Source organism: Flammeovirga pectinis (assembly GCF_003970675.1).
GTDB classification, from domain to species: Bacteria; Bacteroidota; Bacteroidia; order Cytophagales; family Flammeovirgaceae; genus Flammeovirga; species Flammeovirga pectinis.
This window is the reverse complement of sequence record NZ_CP034562.1, coordinates 3,833,107-3,847,072: the sequence shown is the minus strand read 5'-3', so window position 1 is coordinate 3,847,072 and position 13,966 is coordinate 3,833,107. Positions and strand designations below refer to the sequence as shown.

The 13,966-nt window shown below is 31.6% G+C and carries 15 protein-coding genes; 14 read left to right on the top strand and 1 reads right to left on the bottom strand.

From position 1 onward, the window contains the following. Positions 1 to 40: 40 nt before the first annotated feature. The gene (locus EI427_RS15580) at positions 41 to 1,840 is read left to right on the top strand and encodes a chloride channel protein (RefSeq protein ID WP_126616392.1); all 1,800 of its coding nucleotides are present in this window, start codon (positions 41 to 43) and stop codon (positions 1,838 to 1,840) included. A gap of 75 nt (positions 1,841 to 1,915) precedes the next feature. After that, positions 1,916 to 2,872, top strand: coding sequence for a hypothetical protein (locus EI427_RS15575; protein WP_126616391.1), 957 nt, complete (start codon positions 1,916 to 1,918; stop codon positions 2,870 to 2,872). Here EI427_RS15575 and EI427_RS15570 read toward each other — a convergent pair whose 3' ends face one another. Beyond that, positions 2,873 to 3,565 (bottom strand): arylesterase, encoded by a 693-nt coding sequence (locus tag EI427_RS15570; RefSeq protein ID WP_126616389.1) that lies wholly within the window; start codon positions 3,563 to 3,565, stop codon positions 2,873 to 2,875. It lies immediately after the preceding gene. 104 nt (positions 3,566 to 3,669) lie between these two features. Here EI427_RS15570 and EI427_RS15565 point away from each other — a divergent pair, with 104 nt between their 5' ends. The 12 genes from EI427_RS15565 (at position 3,670) to rfbC (ending at position 13,933) form a co-directional block, all read left to right on the top strand. Further along, the gene (locus EI427_RS15565) at positions 3,670 to 4,107 is read left to right on the top strand and encodes a hypothetical protein (protein WP_126616387.1); all 438 of its coding nucleotides are present in this window, start codon (positions 3,670 to 3,672) and stop codon (positions 4,105 to 4,107) included. A gap of 116 nt (positions 4,108 to 4,223) precedes the next feature. Continuing rightward, positions 4,224 to 4,745: a DinB family protein gene (locus EI427_RS15560; protein WP_126616385.1), complete on the top strand. Its 522-nt coding sequence runs from the start codon at positions 4,224 to 4,226 to the stop codon at positions 4,743 to 4,745. Between the two features lie 24 nt (positions 4,746 to 4,769). Continuing rightward, positions 4,770 to 5,507, top strand: coding sequence for an NRDE family protein (locus EI427_RS15555; RefSeq protein WP_126616383.1), 738 nt, complete (start codon positions 4,770 to 4,772; stop codon positions 5,505 to 5,507). A gap of 115 nt (positions 5,508 to 5,622) precedes the next feature. After that, entirely contained in the window at positions 5,623 to 6,507 is an 885-nt protein-coding gene (locus tag EI427_RS15550) for an ATP-grasp domain-containing protein (RefSeq protein ID WP_170178496.1), read from the top strand. 38 nt (positions 6,508 to 6,545) lie between these two features. Then, entirely contained in the window at positions 6,546 to 7,631 is a 1,086-nt protein-coding gene (gene recF / locus EI427_RS15545; RefSeq protein ID WP_126616379.1) for a DNA replication/repair protein RecF, read from the top strand. A gap of 13 nt (positions 7,632 to 7,644) precedes the next feature. Continuing rightward, positions 7,645 to 7,986, top strand: a complete 342-nt coding sequence (locus EI427_RS15540) for a DUF721 domain-containing protein (RefSeq protein ID WP_126616377.1) — start codon at positions 7,645 to 7,647, stop codon at positions 7,984 to 7,986. Between the two features lie 4 nt (positions 7,987 to 7,990). Continuing rightward, positions 7,991 to 9,067 carry a mannose-1-phosphate guanylyltransferase gene (locus tag EI427_RS15535; RefSeq protein WP_126616375.1) on the top strand — a complete coding sequence of 359 codons (1,077 nt, stop codon included), beginning with the start codon at positions 7,991 to 7,993 and terminating at the stop codon, positions 9,065 to 9,067. Positions 9,068 to 9,096: 29 nt separating this feature from the next. After that, positions 9,097 to 10,362, top strand: a complete 1,266-nt coding sequence (locus EI427_RS15530; RefSeq protein WP_126616373.1) for a nucleotide sugar dehydrogenase — start codon at positions 9,097 to 9,099, stop codon at positions 10,360 to 10,362. Positions 10,363 to 10,373: 11 nt separating this feature from the next. Further along, positions 10,374 to 11,351, top strand: coding sequence for an SDR family oxidoreductase (locus tag EI427_RS15525; protein WP_126616371.1), 978 nt, complete (start codon positions 10,374 to 10,376; stop codon positions 11,349 to 11,351). 39 nt (positions 11,352 to 11,390) lie between these two features. Next, positions 11,391 to 12,455, top strand: a complete 1,065-nt coding sequence (locus EI427_RS15520) for a hypothetical protein (protein ID WP_170178495.1) — start codon at positions 11,391 to 11,393, stop codon at positions 12,453 to 12,455. 74 nt (positions 12,456 to 12,529) lie between these two features. Beyond that, complete coding sequence (gene rfbA, locus EI427_RS15515) at positions 12,530 to 13,390, top strand: glucose-1-phosphate thymidylyltransferase RfbA (protein WP_126616367.1); 861 nt, start codon at positions 12,530 to 12,532, stop codon at positions 13,388 to 13,390. A gap of 9 nt (positions 13,391 to 13,399) precedes the next feature. Beyond that, positions 13,400 to 13,933 (top strand): dTDP-4-dehydrorhamnose 3,5-epimerase, encoded by a 534-nt coding sequence (rfbC, locus tag EI427_RS15510; protein WP_126616365.1) that lies wholly within the window; start codon positions 13,400 to 13,402, stop codon positions 13,931 to 13,933. Positions 13,934 to 13,966: the final 33 nt, after the last annotated feature.

Sequence of the window (13,966 nt, the reverse complement as noted above, 5' to 3'; positions counted from 1 at the left end):
CTAATTATTTCTGATAGTATTTTTATAGTACACAATATAGATGGCAAAGCATAAGATTGTAGAAAAGTTATTTAACCTTAGAAGACTTCACCTCTCAGATAGGAATTTTATTCTTATAGTGAGTAGTATGGTGGGTATTGCATCAGGTTTAGCTGCTGTGTTGTTAAAGCTATCAGTACATCATATACATGAATATTTAACGCATTATAATTTTGTAGAGAATTGGGGCTTATTACTTTTCCCAATTATAGGTTTAATAATAACCACAGTAATTGCAAAATCACTTTATAAAGAAAGTAGTGTAGGTCATGCAATAACAGATATTTTACACGATATTTTTAAAAACAATAGTAACATCGCAAAAGGGAAAATATATTCTCGCTTTGTAACATCAATGTTTACTGTTGGGTTTGGTGGGTCTGTTGGTTTGGAGTCTCCAATTGTATTAACTGGAGGTGCTATAGGTTCTAATATTGCTCAATCATTTTTATTGGATTATAAAACCAAAACCTTAATGATTGGCTGCGGTACTGCAGGAGTTATATCAGCAATATTTAATGCACCAATTACAGGACTGATATTTAGTATAGAAGTAATACTAACAGGAGTATCAGTTGCTAATTTTGTACCCTTATTAATATCATCTGTTAGTGCAGCGATAGTTTCTTCCTTAATAGTAGGTGAAGAAGTCCTTTTTTCATTTAAAATTTTAGAAGATTTTCAACCTCAGAATATACCTTTCTTTATTATTCTAGGTGTATTAGCAGGCTTTATGTCTATTTATTTTAATCAAACGCTTCATCAAATGGAGCATTTAATGGAAGAGAAAATTCCAAATAGATATAGAAGAGCATTATATGGAGGTATTGTTTTATCAATATTCATTTTTGTATTTCCCCCAATCTATGGAGAGGGATATGAAACGATAAAGGCATTATTAAACGGAGAAGAACTTCAACTTTTAAACAGAGCAGAACTGTTTGAAACAATAATTCCAAATACAAAAGCGTGGTTGTTTTTGGCATATATTATAATGGTATTATTTGCCAAAGTTATAGCTGCATCTTTAACATTATCTGCAGGAGGTAGTGGCGGTACATTTGGACCAGCCTTAGTTATTGGAGGTTTAACGGGTTTTGCTTTTGCTAGATTCATTAACTTACTAGGTATTGCAGACCTTCATGAAACTCACTTTATTCTGGTCGGAATGAGTGGTGTTCTTTGTGGAGTAGTTTATGCTCCTTTAACTGCTATTTTCTTAATTGCAGAAATTACAGGAGGATACACATTATTTGTTCCTTTGATGTTAGTATCAGCCATTGCTTATACTACAGTGAGTGTGGTGGACCCAGATGCTCCACATGTTAGAGCATTAAAAGCGAGAGGAGATTATCTAAAAGGAGATAGAGACATGCAGGTTTTGGATCGATTAAATATCAATAAATTAATTGAAACAAATTTTGTTACTGTACCTGTTAAAGGGTATTTAAGTGATTTAGTATCTGCTATAAGTATAAGCCAAAGAAGTGTTTTTCCTGTTGTTGATGACGAAGGTAAACTGAAGGGTGTTATCACTCTTGATCAGGTTAGAGAAATAATGTTTGATCAAGAACAACAGGCAAAAGTAAAAATAGCAAACGTAATGAATGAACCTCCAAGTATTGTTTATTATGGTGAGCGTATGCCAACTGTAATGCAAAAATTTGAAAAAGAGGATGCTTGGAACTTACCTGTAGTTGACGAAAACAAAAAATATGTAGGGATGGTTTCTAAATCAAGGATATTTAGTGTTTACAGAAAACAACTACAACGTTTAAATAAAGAATGGGTAGGAAATTAAAATCAATTTGATCTATAATTATTCCATTATTACTTTTGAGGAAAATCAACTACGTTGTAAAATCATAAACAGACTATGAACGAATTTGAAGCATATTTAACGAAAAAGAGAATTGACCCTAACCTTTTTAAATCTTCTGAACCAGAAAGATTTGAAGAATGGGAATCGTTGTTTATGCAGGTACATCCTAAAAGTTTTACACAACAGAAACTTTTTCTGATTAATCAAATTCGTAGAAGATATTGGATAGCTGAGCCTATTAAGGTGGAAGTCACTAAACCAAAACCAAAATCTGGAGTGGTTAGAAAAGCTATTCCAAAAAAAGAAACTGAAAGTGATTTAGATTCAACTTCAAAAGTTGTTAGGAAAGTAGTAAGACCTACAATCAAACCAAAAACAGAAGGTGAGAATATTGATGAAGTAGAAAATAAAAAGCCTGCTCGTCCAAAATTTAAACCTAAAATGGGAGCAAAACCTGTCATCAAAAAAACTGAAGATAATAACAAGGAGGCTCCTGTGAAAAAAGTAGCACGCCCTGTTATTAAGCCAAAAGTATCTTCTTCTGAAGAGGTAGCACCAGTAGCAAAGAAGAAAGTTGTTAGGCCAGTTATCAAGCCTAAAACATCCTCATCCGGAACTTCTGAAGTTAAGAAAACGGTAGTACGCCCTGTTATTAAGCCAAAAGTATCTTCTTCTGAAGAGGTAGCACCAGTAGCAAAGAAGAAAGTTGTTAGACCAGTTATCAAGCCTAAAACATCCTCATCCGGAACTTCTGAAGTTAAGAAAACGGTAGTACGCCCTGTTATTAAGCCAAAAGTATCTTCTTCTGAAGAGGTAGCACCAGTAACAAAGAAGAAAGTTGTTAGACCAGTTATCAAGCCTAAAACATCCCCATCCGGAACTTCCGAAGTTAAGAAAACAGTAGTACGTCCTGTTATTAAGCCAAAAGTATCTTCTTCTGAAGAGGTAACACCAGTAGCAAAGAAGAAAATTGTTAGGCCGGTGATCAAACCTAAGAAGAAGGAAGATTAATTATAATAATGGTTTCAGTGCAGTCATTACTGTAGAAGCAACAATTTTTGTCCCTTCAATATTAGGGTGTATTCCATCCTTTTGATTCAATGTTTCATTACCTGCAACTCCTTTGAGTAAGAACGGTAGTAAAAACGTATTTTTCTCTTTAGAAACTTGAGGGAAAATTAATTTAAACTCGTTGAAATATTTCTCGCCCATATTTGGTGGGGGTACTATACCAGCAAGTAAAATTTTACAATTTGGATTTTTAGCTTTCACTATATCAATAATATCAATTAAGTTTTGCTTTGAGCTTTTTGGATCTAGACCACGTAAAGCATCATTACCACCTAATGAAAGCACAAAAATATCTGGTTTATTTTGATTGAGTACCCAATCTATTCTATTTTTTCCACCAGCTGTTGTTTCCCCACTAAGACCTGCATTTATACACTTGTAAGGTATGTTTAAGCTATCATAAGTTGTTTGAATGATAGAAGGATAAGATTGTTCTTTTTCTAATCCGTAACCAGCCGTTAAACTATTACCATAAAATATAATAACTTTTCTAGAGTCTTTTTTTATGCTTTTAGTAACGTCTTTTTTTTCGGACTCTTGTTGAGTATTGTCATTACTATTTGTAGTAGAACAACTTGATAAAAGATCAAGGGAACATATTAGAAAAATAAAAAAAATGCGAATGCTCTTCATTTCTTGCAAGGGTATAGTTGAATGTACTATTATCAAAAGTAAATAAAATAAAGGAAGTAAATTGTAATCACTTACTTGTTAAACCTAATTTTATTTCCAATACAATGCAAAAAGATTTTAAAATCCATAAAGTATTGTCGTATTGGGCACTTCGCGCTATACCTGTTGTAGTTCTTTTTCAATCACTCTTGTATAAGATGGGCGAAGACCCCGAATCTGTGTATATATATTATCAACTAGGACTTGGTGATGATATTAGATTATTTATTGCTGTTGTAGAGTTTATTGCCTGTTTTTTACTAGTCTACCGTTCTCTTTGTAAATGGGGAGCATGGATAGCTGTTGTATTAACATCATTTCAATTACTTGCCCAAATCTTTATTCTAGGAATTGACTTGCCTGTAGAAGAAGGATTATCAAATGGTATGCAATTGTTTGGAATGTCTTTAGTTACTTTATTAACATGTCTATTAATTATTGAGCAGGAATCAAGAAAATCGACTTATTTTAAACAAAAAACATCTTATATGGAGTCATCATAAAAATAAATGGAAAGATTCTTCTTAATTTTAAGCTGTATTATTATTTTGAATAATACAGCTTATTTTTTTGCCTCTTTTTATTGTACACAATTATCTATCATCATTAATCCATTTAAATGAATAATAATGTTATTAATTCAGCTATTGAGTTGTCTGAACAATTACAAAGTTTATTAACTCAGTTGTCTGAAGAACAATATATTGCTCCGTTAGATCTGTTTTCTGGTTCATCCATTGGTCAACATGCTAGGCATATCATAGAATTTTACCAATGTTTATTAAATGCATCTGAGAATAATAAAGAAGTTTGTTATGAAGATCGTAAACGAAATTTACAAATAGAGCAAGATAAATTAAATGCAATTCTTCATTTAGAAACTATTGAAAACAGCCTACTTACTGTAATTAATTTAAAGAATGAAATGTGTTTGAAAGTAAAAGATTATGATAAAAACCTTGCTTTAGAACCGTGGGAGTCTGTAACTACATTTGCTAGAGAATTACATTATTGTAATGAACATGCAGTTCATCATCTTGCCATTATAAAAGTTGGAATAAAGCATTACTTTCCAACTTTAGAGTTAAATGATGTTTTCGGAGTAGCGAAATCAACCTATGCATATAGAAAAGGCAAATAACTTTACTATCCAAAAACGATTTGTATGTGTACATTATCATATATACCTATTAATAATTTAGAATATATTTTCACTTCTAATAGAGATGAAAGAAAAAGTAGGGCATCAGCTTTTGCTCCTCAACTTCATGAAAAAAATGGTATAAAGTTTATCGCCCCAATTGATGGAGAGGCTCTTGGTACATGGCTGGCTGCTTCTGAGAATGGTAGGATTGTATGTCTACTAAATGGAGGCTTTAAAAGACATATTCCAACTCCACCCTATAAACATAGTAGAGGTAAGGTAGTTTTAGATGCGACTTTATCTAATGATATCAATACTTATTTAGATACTTACAACTTCTCTAATATTGAACCTTTTACTTTGATAGTAATTGATCAAAAAGAAGGTGTTGAAATTACTCAATTTGTTTGGGATGGAATTGAAGGACATAAAACGGGTTTAGATGCTAAAGTTCCCCATATTTGGTCTTCGTCAACATTATATGATACTATTCAATCTGAACAAAGAAAGGAAAGGTTTTTGAACTGGTTAAATAAATCAGATAGATTATCTAAAGAGATTTTAGATGTTCATGAATTGGTAGATAGAGGTGATAATGAAGCTTTTGGATTATCAATGCAACGTTTAGAATATTGCACAGTAAGTACAACTCAGTTAAAAGTATCTGATTCAACTGTCAGTATGCATTACCATGACCGTCTAATACAAGAAAAGGATAATGTATCGTTACCATTAATTGTTTTGAAACATGAATCTTAAACCTAACTTAAGGTACAGGCTATTTAAATGGGAATTTTGGCCCTATTATATTTTTTACATTCCTGTGTATTTTTTATACTTCGGTTTGTCTGCTTTATCTCGTTCATTAAGTTTTATGACTTTAGCGAACCCAGGTATGAGATATGGAGGTTTTTTTAGTTATTCTAAATTTGATGTTTTACGTCAAATACCATCTAAATTTCTTCCTAAATCAGCATTTTTTGTAGAAACACCTTCTTTAAATAAGGTGAAAGAACAGATGCAGAAATTAAACCTCACTTACCCAGTGATTTTAAAGCCGGACGAAGGAGAGAGAGGAAGTGGAGTCGAAAAAATTAAAAATGATAAAGATTTAGAGTGCTATCTAAGTGATAAACCAGAACGCATAATTTTACAAGAATTTATTACAGCACCTCATGAATTTGGTGTGATGTATATACGTAGACCTTCTGAGAAAAAAGGGAAAGTTACTTCAGTAGTGTTTAAAGATGAATTATATATTGTAGGTGATGGTGAAAATAATCTACTCACTTTATTTAAAAATCATCCTCGTGCAATTTTATATATTGATTTTTTAAAAGAAAAGTATGCAGACCGTTTAAATCAAATACTTGAAAATAACGAAGTACTTATGCTTTCTAAAATGGGTAACCACTCACGAGGAGCAATATTTAACGACGCGAATCATTTAATAAATAATTTAGATACTACTTTATACGATCAAATTTCAAATCATATTGATGGTTTTTACTTTGGTAGATACGATGTTAAAGCAGAGAGTGAAGAAGCATTAATAAGAGGTGAATTTAAAGTAATGGAACTTAATGGGGTCAATTCTGAACCTGCACATATTTATGATCCTGAAAATTCAATTTTTAATGCGTATAAAGATCTTTTTGCTCATTGGTGGTCAATTTATGAAATAAGTAAAGAGAACCGTAAGCAAGGGTACACAGAAACTCCTTTTCCTACTTTAGTTCAATCGTTAATGGATAAGTAATTTTTTGTTAGCTTTGCAGCCTATCAAAATATTGTTGGATGTATTTAGAACGACTATACTTAAAAGATTTTAAAAATTATGATGAGTTTACCCTCGAATTAAAAGAAGGGGTGAATTGTATAGTAGGTCCAAATGGTGTAGGAAAAACAAACTTACTTGATGCAGCCTACCTTCTATGTATGACTCGTAGTGCTTTTAGCATGACGGAACAGCAGAATGCTCGACATGGTAATAAGACATTTGCACTGTCTGGAAAATTCAAGAATTCGACTAAATCACATACTGTAATTTGCCAATTTGATAAGCCCAAGAAGAAGTTTATTTTAGATGGCAAAGAATATAATCGTTTTAGCGAACATTTTGGTAAATTTCCCTGTGTATTGATTGCTCCAAATGATACAGATTTATTAAGAGAAGGAAGTGAGATAAGAAGAAAACATTTTGATAGCGTTATTTCTCAGTTCGATAAAGAATACTTAAAAGCATTAATTGATTATCAAAGAGCTTTGTTACAGCGAAATCAATTACTAAAAACTTTTGCAGAGAAAAGGCAAACTCCAAATAAAGATTGGGTAGCACCTTATGATCATGTACTAAAAAATAACGGTGCACTAATCTATGAGCGAAGAAAGAAATTTACCGATAGTTTTAGACCTTTTTTTCAGGAGTCTTATAAATTTTTATCATCTGATAAAGAAGTCGCCGAAGTAGTTTATAAATCTGATTTAGGAAAAGAAGACTTTGATGAAATCTATGCTAATGCATGGGAAAAGGATATTGCATTACAAAGAACTACAAAAGGAATTCATAAAGACGACTTTGATTTTCAGTTGGCAGGGTATCCATTAAAGAAATTTGGGTCTCAAGGTCAGCAGAAATCGTTCATAATAGCGATGAAATTGGCACAACATTCTTTATTAAAAAGTGAATTAGATGTTGCTCCAATACTGCTTTTGGATGATATTTTTGATAAATTGGACGATGAAAGAATGCAGAAGTTGTTAGAATTAATAAAAAATGAAAATTTTGGTCAAATAATTTTAACAGATGCACGTCCTGAACGCTCTAAGAGCTTAATGGATGTAATAACATCACCTTCTCATTTTATTGAAATAGGAAAATAAAAACACCATCACTTTGTCAGACGATAAAAAGATAAAATACCGTTTTCGTAAAAGAACGCCAGTACCTAAAAAGCACGAAACTATTGGTGTTGGAGGAGCGATGCAGGAATTTATGAAGTCGTTGAAGAAAAGCCATAGCTATAACCAAGCAGTTATTGGTAGAGTATGGGGTGAAGTAATGGGAAATACTGTAGCATCAAGAACCATTGACTTGAAATTAAGAGGTAAAACATTATATGTAAGATTAAATGTTCCGACTTTAAAGCAAGAATTAAATATGGTTAGAGATCATGTTGTAAAAAGACTAAATGATAAACTAGGAGCCGAGGTATTAACCGAGGTTAAATTTGTATAGCATAATGGAAAATAATTACGTAGTTATTATGGCTGGTGGAGTCGGAAGTAGATTCTGGCCATATAGTAGAGAAAAACGCCCAAAACAATTTCAAGATATTTTAGGAACAGGGCAGACAATGATTCAGCAAACAGCTGCTAGATTTGAAGGTGTTTGTCCAAAAGAAAACATATATGTTGTAACAAGTGATATTTATAAGGAATTAACTTTAGAACAACTCCCTTTTTTAAATGAAGATCAAGTTTTATGTGAACCTGTAAGAAGGAATACAGCACCATGTATTGCTTATGCAGCCTATAAAATTGGTAAGAAAAACCCAGATGCAAATATTGTAGTAGCGCCTGCAGATCATGTAATATTAGATGTACCAGAATTCAGATTAAGAGTTCAGACAGCTTTAGATTATGTTGGATCTCATGATATATTAGTAACTCTAGGTATTCGTCCAAATAGACCTGATACAGGTTATGGATATATTCAAGCATTAAATAATGACCGTTTAGAAGTTTTGTATAAAGTGAAAACTTTTACAGAAAAGCCGAACGAAGAATTAGCGAGAGCCTTTGTTTTAAGCGGAGACTTTGTTTGGAATGCAGGTATTTTTGTTTGGAATGTAAAGACGATTAAGAAAGCATTTTCTACTTATTTAGACGATATAGACCACTTATTTCGCTCTGTAGAAGATAAGTTTTATACAGAAGAAGAAACGGAAGTAATAGATACTATTTACCATCAATGTAGAGATATATCGATTGATTATGGTATAATGGAACATGCAGATAATGTTTATGTAATGAGAACTGATTTTGGATGGTCAGATTTAGGTACATGGAAGTCGTTATACGAACAAGCAGATAAAAACCAAGAAGAAAATGTTTTACATGGTAATATTATGGCCTATGAAACATTTAATTCAATTGTAAAAACACCTTCAGAGAAGCTAGTAGTAGTACAAGGGTTGGAAAATTACATTGTAGCAGAATATGATGATGTACTCATGATTTGTGAAAAAGATCATGAGCAACGTGTGAAACAATTTTTAGCGAACGTAAAAGAGAAACAGGATAAGCGATTTATCTAAATACTGCTTGAAGAATAACTAAACTACAGATGAATAAAACAATAGGAGTTATCGGTTTGGGCTATGTTGGCCTACCTTTAGCTGTAGAATTTGCAAAGAATAACGTAAAAGTTATTGGTTTTGATATTAATCAAACTAGAATAGAAGAATTAAATACTTCAAAAGATCATACATTAGAAGTAGCAGAAGAAGAACTTAAAGCAGTTAAAGGTATAATTTCGTATTCGTCAAATATCAATGATTTAAAAGATGTTGATATTTATATTGTAACTGTGCCTACTCCAATTGACGAATATAAAACACCAGATCTTACTCCTCTAAAGAAGGCAAGTGAAACAGTAGGAAGTGTTTTATCAGAAGGAAATATTGTTGTTTATGAGTCTACTGTTTATCCTGGCTGTACAGAAGAACAATGCGTTCCTGTACTTGAAAAAATAAGTGGTCTAGAGTTTAATAAAGATTTCTTTGCTGGTTATTCTCCTGAAAGAATAAACCCAGGAGATCATGTACATAGAGTACATAATATAATGAAAGTTACTTCTGGATCAACTCCAGAAATAGCAGAAGAAATTGATAAGATGTACCAAGTAGTTGTAAAAGTAGGTACACATAAGGCTTCATGTATAAAAGTAGCAGAAGCAGCAAAAGTGATAGAAAATTCACAAAGAGATTTAAATATTGCTTTTGTAAATGAGCTTTCTAAAATTTTTGATAAAGTAGGGATAGATACTTTAGAAGTATTAGAGGCTGCTGGTACAAAATGGAATTTCTTGCCATTTAGACCTGGTTTAGTAGGCGGTCATTGTATTGGAGTTGATCCATATTATTTGACATATAAATCAGAATCTTTGGGCTATCACCCAGAAGTTATTCTTGCTGGTAGAAGAATAAATGATGGGATGGGAGCTCATGTGGCAAATAAAGTTCTTCGCTTAATGATGGAAAAAACGTCATCAATTAAAAAAGGTGCAAAAGTTTTAATGTTAGGCATCACTTTTAAAGAAGATTGTCCGGATATTAGAAACTCAAGAGCAATTGATGTAATTAGAGAACTTCAAGCTTTTAATTTAGAAGTAGAAGTTTATGATCCTCACGCAGATGCTCAAGAGGTGAAGGATGAATATGATTTAGATTTACTTCCAAAAATTGGAAATGATTATGCTGCTATTATTCATGCAGTGGCTCATAAATCATTTAGAGAAGAAATTAATTGGGAGCAATTAATAGAAAAAGATACAATTGTCTATGATGTTAAAAGCGTTCTAGATAAAAAATATATAACAGACCGTTTATAACTTAAAATTGGATGTTAACAAGAAAAAAAATATTAATTACTGGAGCAGCAGGTTTTATAGGGTCTAATTTAGCTGAGAAATTTCTTGCTCAAGACAATGAAGTTGTCTGTTTAGATAATTTTTCTACAGGGAAAAAAGAAAATATCATAGATTTTGAAAAACATCCAAAATGTAAATTTATTACAGGTGATATAAGGAATCTAGAAGATTGTAAAGCAGCTATTGATGGAGTTGAAATAGTATTTCATCAAGCAGCATTAGGTTCTGTACCAAGATCAATTAATGATCCAATAACTACAAATGAAGTAAATATATCAGGTTTTCTGAATATGTTGACTGCTTCTAAAGATGCCGAAGTAAAGAGATTTATTTACGCAGCAAGTTCATCAACTTATGGAGACCACCCTGGGTTACCTAAAGAAGAAGATAAAATAGGAAAGCCACTTTCTCCATACGCTGTAACAAAATATGTTAATGAATTGTATGCTGATGTATTTTCTAAAACATATGGAATAGAGACAATTGGATTACGTTACTTTAATGTTTTTGGAAGAAGACAAGACCCTCACGGAGCTTATGCAGCTGTAATTCCAAAGTTTGTAATAGCAATGTTAAATGGGGAATCACCAGTTATTAATGGAGATGGAGAGAATTCTAGAGACTTTACTTACATTGATAACGTATTGCATGCAAATGAACAAGCTGCAATAACGATAAATCAAAAGGCTGTAAATGAGGTGTATAATGTGGCTTTTGGAGAAAGGACTGATTTGAAAGAATTGTATTCTTATTTACAAGAGTTCTTATTAATATATGAATCAAAAGTAAAAGATATCGAGCTAACTTTTGGTCCGTCACGTCAAGGAGATGTTAAACATTCATTAGCGTCAATAGAAAAGGCGAAATCCTTAATTGAATATAATCCCCAATATTCTATTCAAAAAGGATTAAAAGATGTCGTAGAATGGTATTATAATTACTTAAGGTAATGCTATAATTATACTAGTTAATTAAAAAAGTAATTATATTTGCAAGTTAAAAAACAAGAATACTCTATTTATATGGGACAAAATAATAAAGACCAATCATTAGATAACAAGAATTCAAACCAAAATGATGAAATTGATTTAATTGATTTATTCTCAATAATTGGGAATAAAGTTAGTCAACTTTTCAAAGGTATATGGAGTATGGTATTAGCTGTTTTAGTTTATTCATATACTAAAATTTATCAATTTAAAATTATTATTATTATTGGAGTTTTAGTTGGTGGTATGTTAGGTTACTTATCTAAAAATACTTCTCAGTACTATGCTTCTAAAGCTACAGTAAAAAGTCAATTCTTAACAGGTGTAGATTTTTCAACAGAATTAAATGAATTAAATGCTTTGTGTACAGATGAAGGGCGCCCTATGTTGGCTAAAGCACTAAATTTACCATTAGCAACTGTTGAAAATATATCAGAGATTGTAGCTGAGGGGTATTTTGTTAAGTACAGGAATAATTTAGAGCAAGATTCTTTATACTATCGTGCATTGGAAGATGAAACACGTTTTCAGATAAATATTAAAACTTCAGTTCAGTCAATAACTAAAACTGAAATTCAAGAAGGGTTTGATTATTTCTTTTCAAATAATGAATACATAAAAAAGAGAATGACGATTCATAAAGAGAATCTAAATAGAAATATTGAGACTACTCAAAAAGAGATAGAAGTGTTGAATGAATTTAGTGATGCTTATAAACAAATAATAATCCAACAAAGTAAGATACAAAGTACGACCAAATCTAATTCAAATGTATTGTTATTCAAAAGTTCAGAAGAGGAAGGTTTAGTTAAACAGAGTGGAGATTTAGCTTTGCAAGCAATGGGTGAATTAGCATTAAAAAATGAGGAATTAAAAGATTTAAGCACTCAACTAATCTTAGTTGAACCTGTTCAATTTGTAAACAGGTTTTCTGAATTATATACAGTTTCTTTATCAACAGGAGGTAAAACATTAATTGGAATGTTTATTGGATTTATGATAGTTATAGGGGTTCTTTTATTACTTGATATAAATACATTTATGAAAAAGGCAGCTAAACTTTAATATTAATTAAAATTTTTGATTCAAAAGGTATGTATTTATTAAAATAGATGCATACTTTTTTTGTATAGCGAATTATGAAAGGAATAATCTTAGCAGGAGGTTCTGGTACACGTCTCCATCCATTAACATTGGCTATTAGTAAACAGTTAATGCCTGTGTATAATAAACCAATGATTTATTATCCATTATCAACATTAATGTTGGCAGGTATACAAGAGATATTGATAATTTCAACACCCGAACATTTACCTTTATTTCAAGAATTATTAGGTGATGGAAAGAAACTAGGCTGTACTTTCTCTTATGCAGTGCAAGAAAAACCAGAAGGATTGGCGCAAGCATTTTTAATTGGAGAAGACTTTATTGGAGACGATAAAGTATCTTTAATCCTAGGAGATAATATTTTTTATGGTTCAGGTTTATCCTCTTTATTACAGTCTAATAATGATATTGAAGGAGGTTGTGTTTATGCCTACCATGTAAATGATCCAGAACGTTATGGTGTAGTAGAGTTTGATGGAAATAATAGAGCGGTTTCTATTGAAGAAAAGCCTTCGAAACCAAAATCAAATTATGCAGTACCTGGGTTATATTTCTATGATAATAAAGTGATTAAAATAGCAAAAAATATTCAGCCTAGTGAGCGTGGAGAATTAGAAATTACGTCTATCAATGAGGAGTATCTAAAAAGAGGAAAACTCAATGTAAGTATTTTGAATAGGGGTACAGCTTGGTTAGATACAGGTACATTTGCCTCTTTAATGCAGGCAGGTGAATATGTTAGGGTAATAGAAGAACGACAAGGTTTAAGTGTGGGTTGTATTGAAGAAGTAGCCTATAGAATGGGTTATATTGATAAAAATCAATTAAAAATATTAGCTAAACCGTTAGTAAAAAGTGGCTACGGTCAATATATTTTAAATCTGTTGAAATAATAATTAGCTATGAATATTACACCAACCAAATTGAAAGATTGTTATATTCTTCAACCTCAAATTTTTGGAGATGATAGAGGGTATTTTTATGAAAGTTTTCACTTTCAGAAATTTTCAGAAGTAACAGGCTTAGTTGTAACGTTTGTGCAGGATAATCAATCATCTTCAACCTATGGTGTAATAAGAGGCTTGCATTTCCAGAAAGGAGCTGCTGCACAGGCAAAATTAGTAAGGGTTATTTCAGGTAGAGTAATTGATGTAGCAGTTGACCTTCGTCCTGAAAGTAGTACTTATGGACAATATGAGGCTGTTGAATTAAGTGCTGAAAATAGAAAACAATTGTTTGTTCCTAGAGGGTTTGCACATGGTTTTTCTGTATTGTCAGAATCAGTAGAATTTGTTTATAAATGTGATAATTATTATAACCCTAAGGAAGAAGATGGGATTATATATAACGATCCTACTTTAAATATTGATTGGGGAATACCTCATGGAGAAGAAATAATTTCAAAAAAAGACTTAAAGCTACCTAGGTTGTCTTAAAAAAGAAAACTAGGTAAAAAACTTTGTTGATAG

Excerpts from the sequence above, each read along its gene's own strand:
- EI427_RS15570 (WP_126616389.1), bottom strand. The coding sequence starts at position 3,565 with ATGAAGAGCATTCGCATTTTTTTTATTTTTCTAATATGTTCCCTTGAT.
- rfbA (WP_126616367.1), top strand. The coding sequence starts at position 12,530 with ATGAAAGGAATAATCTTAGCAGGAGGTTCTGGTACACGTCTCCATCCA.
- EI427_RS15525 (WP_126616371.1), top strand. The coding sequence starts at position 10,374 with ATGTTAACAAGAAAAAAAATATTAATTACTGGAGCAGCAGGTTTTATA.
- EI427_RS15530 (WP_126616373.1), top strand. The coding sequence starts at position 9,097 with ATGAATAAAACAATAGGAGTTATCGGTTTGGGCTATGTTGGCCTACCT.
- EI427_RS15565 (WP_126616387.1), top strand. The coding sequence starts at position 3,670 with ATGCAAAAAGATTTTAAAATCCATAAAGTATTGTCGTATTGGGCACTT.
- EI427_RS15580 (WP_126616392.1), top strand. The coding sequence starts at position 41 with ATGGCAAAGCATAAGATTGTAGAAAAGTTATTTAACCTTAGAAGACTT.
- EI427_RS15560 (WP_126616385.1), top strand. The coding sequence starts at position 4,224 with ATGAATAATAATGTTATTAATTCAGCTATTGAGTTGTCTGAACAATTA.
- EI427_RS15550 (WP_170178496.1), top strand. The coding sequence starts at position 5,623 with ATGACTTTAGCGAACCCAGGTATGAGATATGGAGGTTTTTTTAGTTAT.
- EI427_RS15555 (WP_126616383.1), top strand. The coding sequence starts at position 4,770 with ATGTGTACATTATCATATATACCTATTAATAATTTAGAATATATTTTC.
- recF (WP_126616379.1), top strand. The coding sequence starts at position 6,546 with ATGTATTTAGAACGACTATACTTAAAAGATTTTAAAAATTATGATGAG.
- EI427_RS15535 (WP_126616375.1), top strand. The coding sequence starts at position 7,991 with ATGGAAAATAATTACGTAGTTATTATGGCTGGTGGAGTCGGAAGTAGA.
- rfbC (WP_126616365.1), top strand. The coding sequence starts at position 13,400 with ATGAATATTACACCAACCAAATTGAAAGATTGTTATATTCTTCAACCT.
- EI427_RS15575 (WP_126616391.1), top strand. The coding sequence starts at position 1,916 with ATGAACGAATTTGAAGCATATTTAACGAAAAAGAGAATTGACCCTAAC.